Source organism: Halomonas sp. Y3 (assembly GCF_024137965.1).
GTDB lineage: Bacteria > Pseudomonadota > Gammaproteobacteria > Pseudomonadales > Halomonadaceae > Halomonas > Halomonas mongoliensis.
On the sequence record NZ_CP099975.1, the window covers coordinates 686,940 to 701,516 of the forward strand.

At 66.6% G+C, this 14,577-nt stretch carries 9 protein-coding genes; 3 read left to right on the plus strand and 6 right to left on the minus strand.

The features are described 5' to 3' along the window. Positions 1-54: 54 nt before the first annotated feature. Positions 55-1,548, minus strand: a complete 1,494-nt coding sequence (locus NHL60_RS03260) for a PEP/pyruvate-binding domain-containing protein (protein WP_253448970.1) — start codon at positions 1,546-1,548, stop codon at positions 55-57. After that, positions 1,545-3,485, minus strand: coding sequence for a hypothetical protein (locus tag NHL60_RS03265; protein WP_253448973.1), 1,941 nt, complete (start codon positions 3,483-3,485; stop codon positions 1,545-1,547). Before NHL60_RS03265 ends, NHL60_RS03260 begins: the two co-directional genes overlap by 4 nt. 226 nt (positions 3,486-3,711) lie before the next feature. Between NHL60_RS03265 and NHL60_RS03270 the strand changes: the two genes are divergently transcribed. The 3 genes from NHL60_RS03270 (at position 3,712) to NHL60_RS03280 (ending at position 9,102) form a co-directional block, all read left to right on the plus strand. After that, on the plus strand, positions 3,712-5,127 hold the full coding sequence (locus tag NHL60_RS03270) for a CHAD domain-containing protein (RefSeq protein WP_301271106.1): 1,416 nt from the start codon (positions 3,712-3,714) through the stop codon (positions 5,125-5,127). Positions 5,128-5,867: 740 nt separating this feature from the next. Beyond that, a complete protein-coding gene (ltrA, locus tag NHL60_RS03275; protein ID WP_253445189.1) occupies positions 5,868-7,157 on the plus strand; it encodes a group II intron reverse transcriptase/maturase in 1,290 nt (429 codons plus the stop codon). 202 nt (positions 7,158-7,359) lie between these two features. Continuing rightward, positions 7,360-9,102, plus strand: a complete 1,743-nt coding sequence (locus NHL60_RS03280; RefSeq protein ID WP_253448979.1) for a GGDEF domain-containing protein — start codon at positions 7,360-7,362, stop codon at positions 9,100-9,102. A 12-nt stretch (positions 9,103-9,114) separates the two neighbouring features. Here NHL60_RS03280 and NHL60_RS03285 read toward each other — a convergent pair whose 3' ends face one another. The 4 genes from NHL60_RS03285 to NHL60_RS03300 all read right to left on the minus strand — a co-directional run bounded on the left by NHL60_RS03285 (position 9,115) and on the right by NHL60_RS03300 (position 14,511). Further along, positions 9,115-10,812: an iron ABC transporter permease gene (locus NHL60_RS03285; RefSeq protein WP_253448982.1), complete on the minus strand. Its 1,698-nt coding sequence runs from the start codon at positions 10,810-10,812 to the stop codon at positions 9,115-9,117. Then, positions 10,812-11,777 (minus strand): ABC transporter substrate-binding protein, encoded by a 966-nt coding sequence (locus tag NHL60_RS03290; protein ID WP_253448985.1) that lies wholly within the window; start codon positions 11,775-11,777, stop codon positions 10,812-10,814. Before NHL60_RS03290 ends, NHL60_RS03285 begins: the two co-directional genes overlap by 1 nt. Before the next feature lie 40 nt (positions 11,778-11,817). After that, on the minus strand, positions 11,818-12,918 hold the full coding sequence (locus NHL60_RS03295; RefSeq protein WP_253448988.1) for an ABC transporter ATP-binding protein: 1,101 nt from the start codon (positions 12,916-12,918) through the stop codon (positions 11,818-11,820). A gap of 126 nt (positions 12,919-13,044) precedes the next feature. Next, the gene (locus tag NHL60_RS03300; protein ID WP_253448991.1) at positions 13,045-14,511 is read right to left on the minus strand and encodes an OprO/OprP family phosphate-selective porin; all 1,467 of its coding nucleotides are present in this window, start codon (positions 14,509-14,511) and stop codon (positions 13,045-13,047) included. Positions 14,512-14,577: the final 66 nt, after the last annotated feature.

The following is a 14,577-nucleotide window of genomic DNA, read 5'->3' on the forward strand; positions in this document are numbered from 1 at the left end:
GCTCCTCGATGCGTATCTCGCCGAGGTAGATGAGGCCCTGATTGCCATCCAGGGTCAGAGTATCGCCCTCCTTGAGCCGGTGGTCGCCAAGGTGCGTGACGCCTCATCCAGGCTTAGCGTTTCACAGCCCACCAGGCAGACCTTGCCCAGCTGGCGCGCCACCACCGCGGCATGGGAGGTGCGGGCGCCGCGCTGGGTCAGCAGACCTGCCGCGAGCTCTATGGCCGCGATGTCGTGAGTTTCAGCGTCGCGCTTCACCAGGATCGTGGGAACCCCCGCCGCCTTGCGTGCTCTTGCCCGGGCTTCATCCATGACGATTTCGCCGCATGCCACGCCATTTGCAGCGCTCGCCGCATGCGCCAGGGGAGAGAGGCGGCGACCATCGGTGCTTGCCACGCTGCGCAGGGTCAGAGCCGAGGCGTTCAGGTGCTGGGTGCGTGCCAGGGCCGTGGCGGAGTCGATGATGCCTTGATCGAGCAGGTCCAGGGCAATGCGTGCCGCCGCCTGGGGGGTGCGCTTGCCGCTGCGGGTCTGGAGCAGATGAAGCCGGCCGCTCTCGATGGTGAACTCGAAGTCCTGCATGTCACCAAATGCCGATTCGAGCTGCGAACAGATCCGTTTGAGGGTTTCCCAGAGGTTCGGGATGACCAGGGCAAGTTCGTCATGGCCCCGGGCGCTCCGCCTGCCGCTGACAACGTCTTCGCCCTGGGCGTTGAACAGGAAGTCTACCCAGGGGCAGGGCTCACCGCTGCTGGGGTTGCGGGTAAAGCCCACGCCGGCCCCGGAAAGCCCGCCGGCATTGCCGAACACCATGCGTTGTACCGTGACGGCGGTACCGATGTCGTGCGGAATGCCGTGCAGTTCCCGGTAGGCGCGGGCCTTGGCGCTCTGCCAGGAGGCGAACACGGCGGCAATGGCCTCGCGGAGCTGCACATGAGCATCCTGGGGAAAGGGTTCGCCGGCTTCGCGAACATAGGTCGAGAGGTGGCGGTTGGCGACCTCGCGCAGCGCGGCGAAATCGAGTTCACGCTCGTCATCTCCCTGACGGATGCCATCCAGGTCGGCTTCGAAGTGGGCGGCCGGAATGCCGGCAACCACCTCGCCGTAGGCGGCAATCAGGCGCCGGTAGGCGTCCCAGGCCAGGCGTGGATGCCCGGTCAGCCTCACCATGCCGGGCAGCGTCGCCTCGGTCAGCCCGATATTGAGCAGCGACTCCATCATGCCCGGCATGGAGACCGCCGCGCCGGAGCGGACCGAGAGCAACAGCGGGCGGCGGTGATCGCCGAGGCTCAGCCCGGTCAATGCCTCGAGCCGCTGCAGGGCTGCTGGCCAATGGGTATGTACATCCTCTGGCTGCTGGCACCAACCGGTGCCGATCACGAAGGCCGGGGGAACCGGCAGGCCGAGGGCGGCCATCTTCGCCAGGTTCCAGGCCTTGGCGCCGAGCACGTCCAGCGAGGCATCGGCAGGCAGTGGCGTCCCGTCGCCGATGACTTGGATCTGCTGTCCGGCGGTGTACGAGATCTCTTCTACGCTGAGCCGATTCACAGGCCGCCTCCCAGCCGACTGAAGGCCAGCTTGCGCAGGCCGAAGCCGGTCGCCAGCAGGGCATCGGTGGAGCGTTCGAGTGCGAGCGCAAACTCTGTGCCCAGGCTATGCGTGACCGCATCGTTGGCGTGGCGCATCAGCGCTCGGCGGACGTCCCGCAGGAGCACGTCACAGCGTCGTTCGGCGCTGAGCACGCGCCACAGGGCGGCCACGAACTCCTCGTGATCCTCAGCCGTGCTCTGCTCGCCGAGCGTGCCGGCGATGGCCAGGGCCTTGACGTGATCCTGGGTGGCATTCAGCACTTCATCGGCAAGCCGCTGCATGGCCTGCTGCACGTCCTGCTCCCAGTCGCCGTGTCCTCCCTCGGCAATCAGGGAGAGCAGGAAGGTGGCCTCCTCCAGGTAGTCGGCCACATCGTCGGCGCGCTCGATCAGGCCGGTGAAAGGCCGCCAGCGGGGCTGGAGCTCGGCGCGGGAGCGGGAGCGCATCACCACCAGATCGGCCTGGTGCTCCCACTCCTTGGCGCGTCCGGCCAGCTTTTCGGCCGCCTTGCGCTTGAGGTGATGGCCGTGGGCGAGGGCGTCGCGCAGCCCTTCGGCCAGAGCGTGGCAGTAGGCGGCGTGTTCACTCAGCAGGTCGAATTCATCTCGACGCCGTTGCAGGTGGCGGACCAGCAGCAGGCGGGTCTCATCGGCGATCAGCGCAGCGCTGTGCCCCTGTTGCATCGACTGGCTGGCAAGGGTCAGGGCCTCGATCAGGAACTCCTGGGCCGGCACGGCGCCCAGCACCTGGTCGAGGCGGTCGCCAATATGGAAGTAGTCACTGCCCAGGGCCTGCATGGCGCCGAAGATCAGGCGTTCACCGCCGGCGACCAGCCAGGCCATGTGGCCCATTTCTCGGCGCGCGGTCTCGCTGAGGATGGCCACCGCTGAGGCCTTGCCGACGAACTGCACGAGACGCTTGCGGGCGCGGTTCCAGTCGATCAGGAAGACGATGCGAGCTCCGATGCCTGCCAGGGCGTCCTGCAGGCTCCCTTCGTCTTCGCAATCGAAGGTGGCGGTGCCGACGAAGAAGGCCTTGCCGTCATTCAGGCCGCTGGCGGTTCGCGCCTCGGGTGTCGACCACTGGGCGCCGATCTCGCCCAGCAGGTGCCGGAAGAAACCAAAGCGCTGGCGGTGCAGGTCGGAGTAGGTGAGGGCGATACGCAGCCCCTCGATCTGGATCACCAGGACATGGGCATCATTGGTGCCGATGTCGTTCTGCAGCAGAAGGCGATCGCCGTCGCGGGTGGCCGCGGTGTCCAGCCCCGGGTGGTCCAGCTTGAGGGGGCGAGTGCGATTTAGCCCTCCCATGAAGGCGGCCACCCGCGGGCGGTCCTGTTCCGCCAGTCCCCACACATGGGCCCCGTCGATGGTGTCATCCGACAGCTCGGCGGCCATGCGGTTGAGCGCCTTGTGCAGATCCATGACCAGGATGTGGAAGCTGTCTCCGTTGGCGCGTTTGCCGCTGGTCAACGCCTGCAGCTGATGGTCATCGAGGGTGTCGTCACCGAGTGACGCCAGCCAGTCGCTCCAGTGGACCGTTCTTGCGCTGAGCTCCACGTGGTTGGCTGATTCGATGAACGGGCGGGCCATGATGAGGAGATCCTCCCGCAGCAGGGCAGCGAGGCGGGGCAGCTCCGGGATATTCACCAGCCTTCCGGTGCGAAAGGCCGAAGCGGGCAGGTCCTTGAACCAGGGCGAACCGATGCGGATGGCGGCCAGCTCGCCCGACAGGTCAAGTGGCGGGGCGGTGGGGTCGTCGGCATGGGCCCGGGCCGCCTGCAGCAGCGAGAGATACACCTTCAGCCGATCATTGGCCCCCAGGGCGGCCGTGATCCAGGCAGGTCGAAGCAACTGTTCCTGTCCCAACGATGCCACTACATCGACTTTCTCCATTCCAGCCTCCATACGGACCTTGCGTGCCCGTCATGCGAAAACCCCGTGTCATCCGGCATTGTTTCTGCGGCATGTGACGCTTGGGTGACGTGCGCTGTGGCGATAGGTCGCAGACGGGATCTCGTCAGGGGGAATCGGGGCCGGATGGGGGAATTGCCGGTTCCCTTGGCCTACCATGGCAACAGGAATCCCGATTCGGAGGCTCTCCATGCGGCATCTCTTCTTGATGCGCCACGCCAAGTCAAAACAGGCGCGCGGCGACATGACCGATCACGAACGCCCGTTGAGCCAGCGAGGCAGGCGTGAGGCGGCCGCCATGGCAATTCCCCTGCGGCAGTGGCAGGCCCTGGAGGGTGAGGTCCACGTCAGCGGTGCCACGCGCGCGCAGGAGACGCTGGGCGAGGTTGCCGGGCAGCTGCCTGAACGCTCCCTGACCGATCGGGCCTTCGTCGACGAGACCCTCTACACCTTCGATGGTCAGACGCTGCTGACGTGGCTGAAGGCGCTGCCGGATGAGGCCGAGAGGGTGCTGGTGGTCGGTCACAATCCGGCGCTGCTGGAGCTGGCCCGGTGGCTCTGTGCCGAGGCGCCGGCTTCACTGCCCACCGCTGCGGCGCTGCATCTCACCCTGCCGGTGACAACGCCCTGGTCGGCAGTGCGCCAGCACGGGGCTGGTCTGGCCGCCAGCCTGATCCCGGAGGCGGCCAGCCACGCGCTTTTCCAGCGCCGAGCGCCCGAACCCCCTGACCCTGGCAAGGCCGATCTGGACGCGCGCATCCTCGACCAGCTCGGCCACCAGTATCTTATGGTCAGGGCCCTGGAGCCGGGCGTAATGGCCGGCATCGATCCCGAGTTCCTGCACCAGTACCGCGTCAACCTGCGCCGCAGCCGGGCGATTGGCGAGTCGGTTCTGGCTACCGCGAGGCAGCCCACAGGCAAGCAAACATCCAAGGGCAACAAGAAGCGATCCAGCGGTAACAAGGGGCTCGGTCTCAATAAGAGGCTGAAGCGGCTCAAGCATCGCGCCCAGGTCACTAGCGACCTGCGCGATCTCGATGTCTTCCTGGACAGTCTGGAAAAGACCCCGCCGCCGCTTTCGCCGCCGACCCGCCGAGCTCTGCAGCGCTGGCTCCATGCCAGAAACCGTGAGCAGCACGAGGCGCTGTGCCAGCAGCTTCGCGACCCCGGCTATGCCGAAGAGATGCAATCCTGGCAGGGGTTTCTCGGCGGCAGGGCGTTTCGGAAGACCCTGGAGCAGCTCTCGTCGAAGCGTATCGAATCGGTGCTTTCCGAGCGCATCCTCGGCCACGATAGCGACCTGGCCGCCCTCACGCCTGAGGCCCCCGACGAGGTCTTCCACGACCTGCGCAAGGCGGTGAAGCGCATCCGCTACCTGGCCGATCTGGATCCGAAGCGCCACCGACGTTTTCTCAAGGGGCTGAAGCAGCGCCAGTCGCTGCTCGGCGAGTTTCAGGACCTCTGCACCCGCCAGGCCTGGATCGCGGCCTTCTTCGCCAGCGCCCCTTCTCTCTCCCGCGATGGGGCGCTGGAGCGCGAGAGCAATGCCTGGCGTGAGGTGATCGCCAGGGAGAAGCTGGCGCTGCGCGCGCAGATCATGGCGCTGTCGCCGCTGGCCGCGTGATGGGGAGCAACCCCACTTTCGCCCGGACCGTTTGGTAGAAAGTCGGCAGCGCGAATACGGGGAGACGCCAACTGACCCTAGGGGAAGGGGACGACAGCCAAGTTTCCCGAGCATGAACTTGAGGTGCGCCAGGGAAAGCCTGGTCATCCGGGAAGCAGTGTCAAACAGCTGAAAGGATGAAATGAAACCCAGTGGGTGCAAGTCCCACCCGGCCAAGGCTAGCCACCAGCCGGTAGCGAGTGTTGCGTGGTGTCGGGCAACCGCCGCTGCGAAGCGTACACAGCGAGTGAGCAGGCCGTGTGATAGAGCCCCGAAATTGTGAAACGTGGCTGCCGACATTGTCTTAAGAATGGAAGGCAAAACGTCTCCGCCTTATGGCTTGGCGGATGCGGGCCGCCGGGGTCGAAGAGCAGGGCATGTTCATATAGGGGTTTCCCAGGAACCTGGGAGGCCCGTCCTTCTCCTCCGAAAACCAGGACGACAGGCATGGGGCTGCCTGCCGAGAAAGCTCCCGGTCCGGTGCTGTCGTGCCTGACGGTACCGGAAGCAAACAGCAGGCACTCAGGGGGTACGGCCAGGCGACGACAAGGAGCCAGCCGGATGGAGGGGCGGGAGTCGGAGTCGCTCATAGTACCCGGGAAGGTGGGGAACCGACTCGACGGGACCCACTGGAGGGAAGGGGCGGCCAATCATCAGAACTGCACGAGGGCAACATGACAGGTGCACAGGAACCTGAGGTCATGTCCACGAAACAAGTGCGGATAGCAGCACTGGCAGAGTGCTTCCCGCAGCGTGCCTTCACGTCACTGGCGCATCATATCGATGCCCAGTGGCTGAAGACGGCCTACCTGATGACGCGCCGTGATGGCGCCGTCGGGATTGATGGCCAGACGGCGGACGACTTCGCGCGCGACTTCGAGGCCAATATCCAGCGGTTGCTGGAAGCGGCCAAGAGTGGTTGCTACCGGGCGCCGCCAGTGCGGCGTGTCCATATCCCCAAGGGAGATGGGCGCACCACACGGCCGATCGGCATCCCCACCTTCGAAGACAAGGTCCTGCAGCGTGCTGTAGTGGCCCTGCTGGAGCCGCTCTACGAGTACGACTTTCTGGACGGCTCGTACGGCTTCCGGCCGGGACGCTCGGCGCACCAGGCGATCGAGACGGTGAGGGAGAGCTTGATGTCGATGGGAGGTGGCTGGGTCATTGACCTGGACATCCAAGCCTTCTTCGACACGATCGACCATCGGCACCTGCGTGAGTTTCTGCAGCAACGAGTGAAGGACGGTGTCGTCCTCCGCCTGATCGGTAAGTGGCTCAAGGCCGGAGTCCTGGAGGCCGGGCAGTGGCAGAAAGGTGAGGTAGGAAGCCCGCAAGGGGGTGTGATATCCCCCTTACTGGCGAATATCTACCTGCACTATGTGCTGGACGAGTGGTTTGAGAAAGACGTCAAGCCACGCCTGCGTGGACGCGCGTTCGAGGTAAGGTTTGCCGACGACGCCGTGCTCGCCTTCAGCAACGAAGCCGAAGCCCGCAAGGTGCTGGAGGTACTGCCCAGGCGTTTTGCACGCTTCGGCCTTACCCTGCACCCCGCCAAGACCCGACTGGTACGGTTTCAGCCACACGGTGGACAGCGCGCCGAGACCTTCGACTTCCTGGGCTTCACCCACTACTGGGGGAAGTCCCGGCGCGGTTACTGGGTTATCAAGCAGAAGACGGCCAAGGATCGACTCAAGCGAGCCTTGAGGCACCTGTCGGTCTGGTGCCGGGCGAATCGGCACCAGCCCCTTCTGATCCAGCATCGCCACCTATGTCGGAAGGTCAAGGGGCACTTTGCCTACTATGGCATCACAGGCAATTATGAAGCGCTGAAAGCGCTTGTGGATCAGGCCCGACGGATCTGGGTCAAATGGCTGAGACGTCGCTCTCAACGGGGAGGCTTCTCGTGGGATAAAGCCAACCTGCTGCTCAAGCGCCTGCCGTTACCCAAGGCAAGGATTGTGCACCAACGAACCCTTCAGCGAAGCTGGTGATTGAAGAGCCGGATGCGTTAATCGCGCACGTCCGGCTCTGTGGGGGGCCGGGTCGAGTAATCGCCCGGTCTACCCGACCATGCTGCCCGGGCAGCCAGGCGGTGGCGGCTTGGAAGGGAACCGGCGGGGAGGCGGCTGTCACACGAGTGCCATCCAATCGTCGCATCATCGCCGTTTCGCAACGGTCGAGACGGACAGGATGGTGAACGAGCAGGTGCTGCTGGACGAGGTCATTACCGATGAGCAACTGACGCCTCTCTTCCAGCCCATCGTCGATGTCGCAAGGCGCGAGATTCACGGCTATGAGGCGCTGATAAGGGGCCCGTCCGGGACGCTGTTCCATGCCCCTCAGCGGCTCTTCGAGGTCGCGCTGCAGACCGGGCGGCTGGTGGAGCTGGATCTGCTCTGCCGGCGCATCGCCATCGAGCGCTTCATGGCGCTGAGGCTCGAGGGCAAGCTGTTCCTCAATGTTATGCCCGCGACGCTTCTGGAACGAGACTTTCGCGAAGGGCTGACGCTGGGGTTTCTCGAACGGGCCGGCCTGGCTCCCGAGCGCGTGGTCATCGAGCTGACCGAGCACGACCCCATCCTGGACTACCAGGCCATGCGCCAGGCCATGCGGCACTATCGCGATATGGGCTTTCGGGTGGCCCTGGATGACCTGGGCGCCGGCCACTCAAGCCTGCGTCATTGGGCCGAGCTACGCCCTGACATGGTCAAGCTGGATCGTCACTTTGTGTCCGGCATCGATATTCAGCCCGACAAGCGCGAGTTCCTGCGCTCCCTGCTGGACGTGGCGAGAAACCTGGGCTGCGAGCTGATCGTGGAAGGGGTCGAGACAGCGGCGGAGCAGCGCTGCCTTTGGGAGCTGGACCGCAGCCTGGCGCTGATGCAGGGGTATTATTTTGCTCGCCCGAGCGCCGAGCCGGCTCGAGAGGTGAGTGCCTTGCTGCCGCTACACGATCTTCCGGCCTCGGCGCCTCGGCAGACCGCCAGTGCCCTGCTGGCCGCCGTGCCGCCGGTAACACCAGAGCTGCCGGTGGCTGCGCTGGCGGAGCGTTTCCGTGCTGAGCCCGGGCTGCGCTGCGTGGCGGTGGTCGCTTCAAGCCGCCCCGTGGCGGTCGTGCGTCGCCAGGAGTTCCTGACGCTCTTCACCAACCCCTACAGTCATGCCCTGTATGCCCGCAAACGGGTCAGGGACGTCGCCGACCGCCGGGTACTCTGCGTGAGCCGGGATACCTCTCTGGATCTCCTGAGCCAGCGGATTACCGACGTGAGCGGCCTGCAGCAGGAGGACTTCGTGATCGTCGATGCCGAGGGGGGGTACCTGGGCATGGGCAATATCATTGATCTGCTGCGGGAGATCACGGCCATCCAGGTGCGGCAGGCGCGCAATGCCAACCCGCTCACCGGCCTGCCTGGCAATATCCTGATCCAGGAGAGCCTGGCCGAGCGGCTCATGCAGGGGCGGGGGTTCGTGGCCGTCTATGCCGATCTCGACAACTTCAAGGCCTTCAACGACTGCTACGGCTATGCCGAGGGAGACCGGCTGATCCAGGCGCTCTCGAGGCTGCTGCTGTCGCACCTGAGCGAGGCCGAGGACTTCCTTGGCCATATCGGCGGCGACGACTTCATGCTGCTGCTCGGCGGCCCACGCTGGCGCGCCAGCTGTGAGCAGGTGCTTGCTGACTTTGCGGCGCTGGTCCCGGACTTCTATCAGCCAGAACACTGCGCGGCGGGTGGGCTTACGTGCGAGAACCGCCGCGGCGAGACGGTCTTTTACCCGTTGGTCAGCCTATCGCTGGCGGCCCGTCCGGTTCATGCCGGGGAGGGGCTCAGGCCCGTCCAGCTGGCGGCCGAGCTTTCCGAGCTGAAGGCCCAGGCCAAGCGCCGGGCGGGTAATACGCTGTTTATCGATCGCCGCCGCCACGCCTGCCAGGCGTGACGGCGGCGAGGGTCACCCCGCTATCGGCAGTCGCTTGCGGCTGAACACCGTCAGCGCCACCAGCAGCGCCGTGGTGGTGAAGATCGCCACGGCGCTCATCGCCATGCCGACGCCGGGGGAGCCCTGCTCGAACTGGCCGAAGACGAAGGTCGAGACCGTGCGCATGCCGGCGGGCGCCACCATCAGCGAGGCGACGAGCTCCCGGGAGGCGATGGCGAAGACCAGCAGCATGGAGACGATCAGGCTGGGCGCCAGGGCCGGGAGCAGGATGCGCCGGAAGGCGGTGAAGAAGCCGGCCCCGCACACCCGGGCCGCGGCTTCCAGGCTCTCGCCCATCTGGCGGAAGGCCGCCGAGGCGTAGCGCACCGGATAGGGCAGCAGCAGGCAGGCGTAGGCGAGCAGCAGCATGGCGCCGGTGTTGTAGACCTGGATCGGCCACCAGCTCTGGTTCCAGGCCAGGATCAGCCCCACCGCCACCACGATGCCGGGCATGGTATTGGGCAGCAGCGAGAGCAGGTCGAGCAGCCCCTTGCCGCGTAGGTGAGCCCGCACCACCAGGTAGCCCACCAGGGCCCCCAGCACCCCGGTGAGCAGCGCCGCACCGATGGCGAGCCCCAGACTGGTGGAGAGCGCCTGCAGGGCGCCGCCGCGGTTGGCGAACAGCGCCTCGAAGTGGCGCAGTGAGAGGTTTTCCGGGGTCAGGCCGCCGGAGAGAGTGCCGGTGAAGGCGGTGGCCAGTACGGCCAGAATCGGTACGCCCACCGAGATCGCCCCCACCAGGCCGAACAGCGCCAGCACCGGCCAGCGCCAGAGGCCGAGCTCGATGGGCTCTACCGCCGCGGGCTTACCGGTCTGGCTGACGAAGGAGCGCCGCGTCACCAGCCAGTGCTGCAGATAGAAGGCGGCCATGGCCAGCATCACCAGCAGCAGCGAGAGCACCGCCGCGCCGGGGATGTCGATGGGCCAGTCGGCGAAGCGCTCGTGGATACCGGTGACCAGCACCTTGTAGCCCGCCTGGGCGCCCAGGGTGGCCGGCGTGCCGAATTCCTCGATGGTGAGCGCGAAGACCAGCAGCAGGCTGGCGGCGATGCCGGGGGTGGAGAGCGGTAGAGTGATGCGCCAGAAGGCGCGCCAGGCCCCGGCGCCGCTGACCCGTGCGGCCGAGGCGTAGCGCCCGCCGACGCTCATCATGGTGCGCGACACCGCGAAATAGACCACCGGGAAGACGTTGAGCACCATCACGAAGACGATACCCGAAAAGGAGAACAGGAAGCCGCTAGCCGAGAACCCGGTGAGCTGCTCGGCGTAGCCCCGCGGCTGCAGCGTCAGCATCCAGGAGAGGGCCGCGATGTAGGGCGGGATCATGAAGGGGATCAGGAAGATCAGGTCCCAGGCGCCGCCGCCGGGCACCCGTGCCAGGGCGCGCAGCGCGCCCAGCGGGATGGCCAGCAGGGCGCATACTGCCACCACGGCGACGCCCAGGCGCAGGGTGTTGCCGAGAAGGCCCAGCAGCGCCGGATCGGAGAGCAGCGGCACGAAGAGGCCGAAGGCGCCGGCGAGCTCCCCTCGGGACCAGCCGGGGAAGATCGCCTGCAGCACCACGTAGAGCAGCGGCAGCCCCACCAGCATCAGCAGGGCCGCCGCCGTCAGCAGCATGACGACGCCTGCCCCGGTGATCCGGGGCAGACGAGACGCGATGGCGGCCAGCATCAGCTACCCGTGGCCTCGCGGAAGCGGGTGAGGATCTCCTCGCGCTGGGCGTTCATCGCCTCGCTGTCCACCTCGATCAGGGTCAGCTCCTCGAGGGTCGGGCGCAGCGCCTCGATGTCGGTGCGGGCCGGCATCAGGTAGCGTTCGGCGACCCTCGCCTGGCCCTGCTCGGAGAGCACGAAATCGATGAACCGCTCGGCCTCCTCGGGCATGGAGGTGGAGGCAAGGATCATCATCGGCCGCGGCGCGATCACGGTGCCGCTCTCGGGGAAGATCACCTCGATGGCCTCGCCCTCAGCCTGCTGGCCCAGGGAGATATAGTCCACCGCGCCGAAGACCACGGATTTCGCCCCCTGCAGTACCGGGTTCAGGGCGCGGGCGTTGGGACCGGGCACGATCATGTCGTTGTCGGCGAGCGCCTCCATCAGCGACCAGGTAGCGTCTTCACCCTTGGCGGTGAGCAGGCCGCTGATCAGCTCGAAGGCGGCGCCTGACTGGGCCGGGTCGGGCATGGTCACCTGGTCGCGGTAGGCGGCATCGGTGAGGTCGCTCCAGTCGGCCGGCTGAGGCACGCTGCTGTCCTGGTTCCACACCAGGGCCAGGGCCGAGACACCCTGGGCCACGTAGTGGTCGCTCTTGAGGAAGTCGGGAACGGTGTCGGCATTGGGAGAAAGGTACTCGTGCAGAAGGCCCTCCTGATGCAGAGACTCGGCGCTGTCCCAGGAGGCGGAGATCACGACATCGGCCAGCGGATTGGCCTGCTCGGATTCCAGGCGCGCCATCACCTGGCCGGTGGTGCTCTGGAAGACGTTGACCTCGATGCCGGTCTGGTCGGTGAAGTCGGCGGCGAGGTTCTCGATCAGGGCGCCGGGGCCGGCGGAGTAGACGGTCAGGGCGCCGGCGGCGGCAAGGCCCGGCAGGGCGAGCAGGCCGGCGCCGAAGGCGAGAGCTTTCAAGGGGAACATATGGGTCTCCTGAATCACGGTGTGAGTGGATAGGCCGGGGTCAGCCGGTGGCGATGGCCGCCACGTCGGCGTAGGGCATCAGGTCGAGCAGGCGCGCATCGGTGTCCCAGGCGCGCAGGGCGCCGACATCGATGTTGACCCCCACCTGGCAGCCGCGCTCCGGCGCATGGGGGGCGTGCAGCTTGAGGGAGCGGCCGTCGGCGAGGCCAAGCTGCAGTGACAGATGCTCGCCCTGGAAGAGGCGGCCGGTGATGCGCGCCCGCAGCAGGCCGTCGTCGGGGGCGCAGAGGCGCAGGGCCCGGCGCGGCAGCAGCAGGCGGACCTCGCCTCGATAGCCGCAGGCCGCGGTCATCGGCAGCCGGGTGTCGGCGATGGCCAGGCCGTGAGCATCGAGCCGACCGTCGAGCAGGGTGCCGGCGTCCACGAAATCGGCGATGGCCGGCGTAGCCGGGGTGTGGAAGAGCGCCTCCGGCGAATCGACCTGCTGCAGGCGGCCCTGCTGCAGCACGGCGACCCGGTCGGCCAGGGCGAAGGCCTCGTGCTGGTCGTGGGTGACGAACACCGCCGTCAGGCTGAGCTCCTCGATCAGGCCGCGGATCTCCAGTGCCAGGCTTTCCCGCAGGCCCTTGTCGAGGTTCGAGAGGGGCTCGTCCATCAGCAGCAGGCGCGGCTTGGCGACGATGGCCCGAGCCAGCGCCACCCGCTGCTGCTGGCCACCGGAGAGCTCACCCGGGGCGCGCTCGGCGTAGTCGGCAAGCCCCACCAGCGAAAGCGCCCACTCCACCTGGGGGCGTCGGGCGTTGGCCTTCACCCCCTGCATCTCCAGCGGGAAGGCCACGTTGTGATAGACGCTCATATGGGGCCAGAGGGCATAGTCCTGGAAGACCATGCCCAGGCGGCGGTCGTCGGGGCTCAGGTGGCGGCCCGGCGCGGCGACGCACTGGCCGTCGAGGTGAATCTCGCCGTCATCGGCGTCGGCCAGGCCGGCGATGCAGCGCAGCAGGGTGGTCTTGCCGCAGCCGGAGGGACCCAGCAGGGCCAGTACCTGGCCCCGGGGCAGGGCGAGGTCGATGCCGTCCAGGGCCAGGGTGTCGCCGAAGCGCTTGTGGAGTCCTGCGATCTTGAGCGCATGAGTGGACATGACGCGGCGCCTCTCTTGCATAAAGAAACCAGGCTAAAGGTGGGAAATGTCAGCGACATGACAGGGAGGCTTGCTGATGAGAGCGGACACCTCCCTGTCCCGGTCGTCAGTGGAGCCAGGAGGGGGTCAGAATTCGTACTGCAGGCGCGCGCCCAGCACCCAGCTGTCCCACTCCTTGACGCCATCATCCAGGCTGGCGTCGCCGGCCTCGGCATCGATGTACATGACGTTGAACTTGGCGATGATCTCGGGCTGCAGGTACCAGTTCAGGCCCAGCGTCCAGTGGTCCACCTGCTGCCTGCCGCGGGGCGCATGATGCTCGGTATGATCCGCTGTGGCGTAGCGGCCGAGCAGCTCGAAGGCGCCCCAGTGCCCCTGTGAGGGGTTGAAGGGGCGGTTGGGGGTGACTCGCCCGAAGTCGCCGCTGAAGGCGCGGTAGTTGCGCGATTCGCCGGTCAGGAAGACGCTGGCCTGGGCGTACCAGCCGTCCATCGTCATGCTGTCGACCTCGCCCTCGGAAAAGTTGGGGTCGTTGACGTCGCGGTTGAGGTCCTGGCGGATGTATTCCGCCTGTACCGAGAAGGGGCCGTGGCCGGCGGCGAACTCCAGATTGGAGGTGGTGAAGTCGCTGACCGCCTCCATGTCGCGGCGCCCGATGATGCGCCCGTCGACGGCGCGGGTGCCGAGACGGCTGCGCATACGCACGTCTTCGTAGGCTCCGTCATCCTCGTTGCGGGCATTCTTGCGGTAGTTGCCGGAGACGCCGAGGTGTACGAAGGCATTCTCCTCGTTGATCGGAGCGATGCTGGCGCGGCCGGAAACGGCATAGCCTTCCGAGACCTCTCGGTCGCGGCCCACTCCGTCGCCGCCGAAAGCGCCGATGGCCCCGTACCAGTCCTGCTGCAGGGTCTCGTACATCACGCCGAGGTTGCGGCTGGGGCGATAGGCATCGATGGGCGTGGCCCGCTCGAGAAAGGAAATGCGGCGGGAGCTGGTGGAGCTCTCCAGGCTGAAGGGCTCCTTGAAATGGCCGAAGGCCAGGCGGCCATTGTCCATCAGGTAGGCGATATAGGCATTGGCGAAACGCACCTCCTCATCGCGGAAATCCACCTCCAGCTGCCACTCCCAGTTGTCATGGAAGAGCCCCAGGGCGCCCAGTCGTGCACGACGGATGATGGTGCCGAAGTCACCCAAGTTGCCTTCGCCGATGCGGTGGTCGTCGGTGGTGTCCTCGTTGTCATCGACGTAGGCGGCATCGAGCATCAGGCGGCCGCGAATCCGGAAGCGATCGCTGCCGTCTGCGGTCTCTACCCCGAAGCGGCGTACCTGAACGTTGACGTCATCCTGCTGCAGCCCCTCTTGAGGCTCGTATTGGAGGCCGTCATCACGGGTCGGCTGCTGGCTGGCGGCTTGGGTGGCCCGGTTCTCCGCACGCAGTTCATCCACATCCTGCTGGGTCAGCACGCCGCGCTCCAGGAGTCGTTGGAGCAGGGCGTCTTCGCTGGCGACGGCCATCTGGGCGGCGGAAGCGCCCGCAAGAGCGGCCATCACGGCCACGGCGCGAGTCAGGGGCATCTTCTTCAACATGTTCATGAGCTTTGCCTGTCGTTATGGGATTCGACTCACCGGTCCGTGGCGAGCTGGAGGTCTCAACGTCAA

Coding starts and splice junctions, on each gene's coding strand:
- NHL60_RS03265 (WP_253448973.1), bottom strand. CDS start 3,485: ATGGAGAAAGTCGATGTAGTGGCATCGTTGGGACAGGAACAGTTGCTT.
- NHL60_RS03270 (WP_301271106.1), top strand. CDS start 3,712: ATGCGCCACGCCAAGTCAAAACAGGCGCGCGGCGACATGACCGATCAC.
- ltrA (WP_253445189.1), top strand. CDS start 5,868: ATGTCCACGAAACAAGTGCGGATAGCAGCACTGGCAGAGTGCTTCCCG.
- NHL60_RS03285 (WP_253448982.1), bottom strand. CDS start 10,812: ATGCTGGCCGCCATCGCGTCTCGTCTGCCCCGGATCACCGGGGCAGGC.
- NHL60_RS03290 (WP_253448985.1), bottom strand. CDS start 11,777: ATGTTCCCCTTGAAAGCTCTCGCCTTCGGCGCCGGCCTGCTCGCCCTG.
- NHL60_RS03295 (WP_253448988.1), bottom strand. CDS start 12,918: ATGTCCACTCATGCGCTCAAGATCGCAGGACTCCACAAGCGCTTCGGC.
- NHL60_RS03300 (WP_253448991.1), bottom strand. CDS start 14,511: ATGAACATGTTGAAGAAGATGCCCCTGACTCGCGCCGTGGCCGTGATG.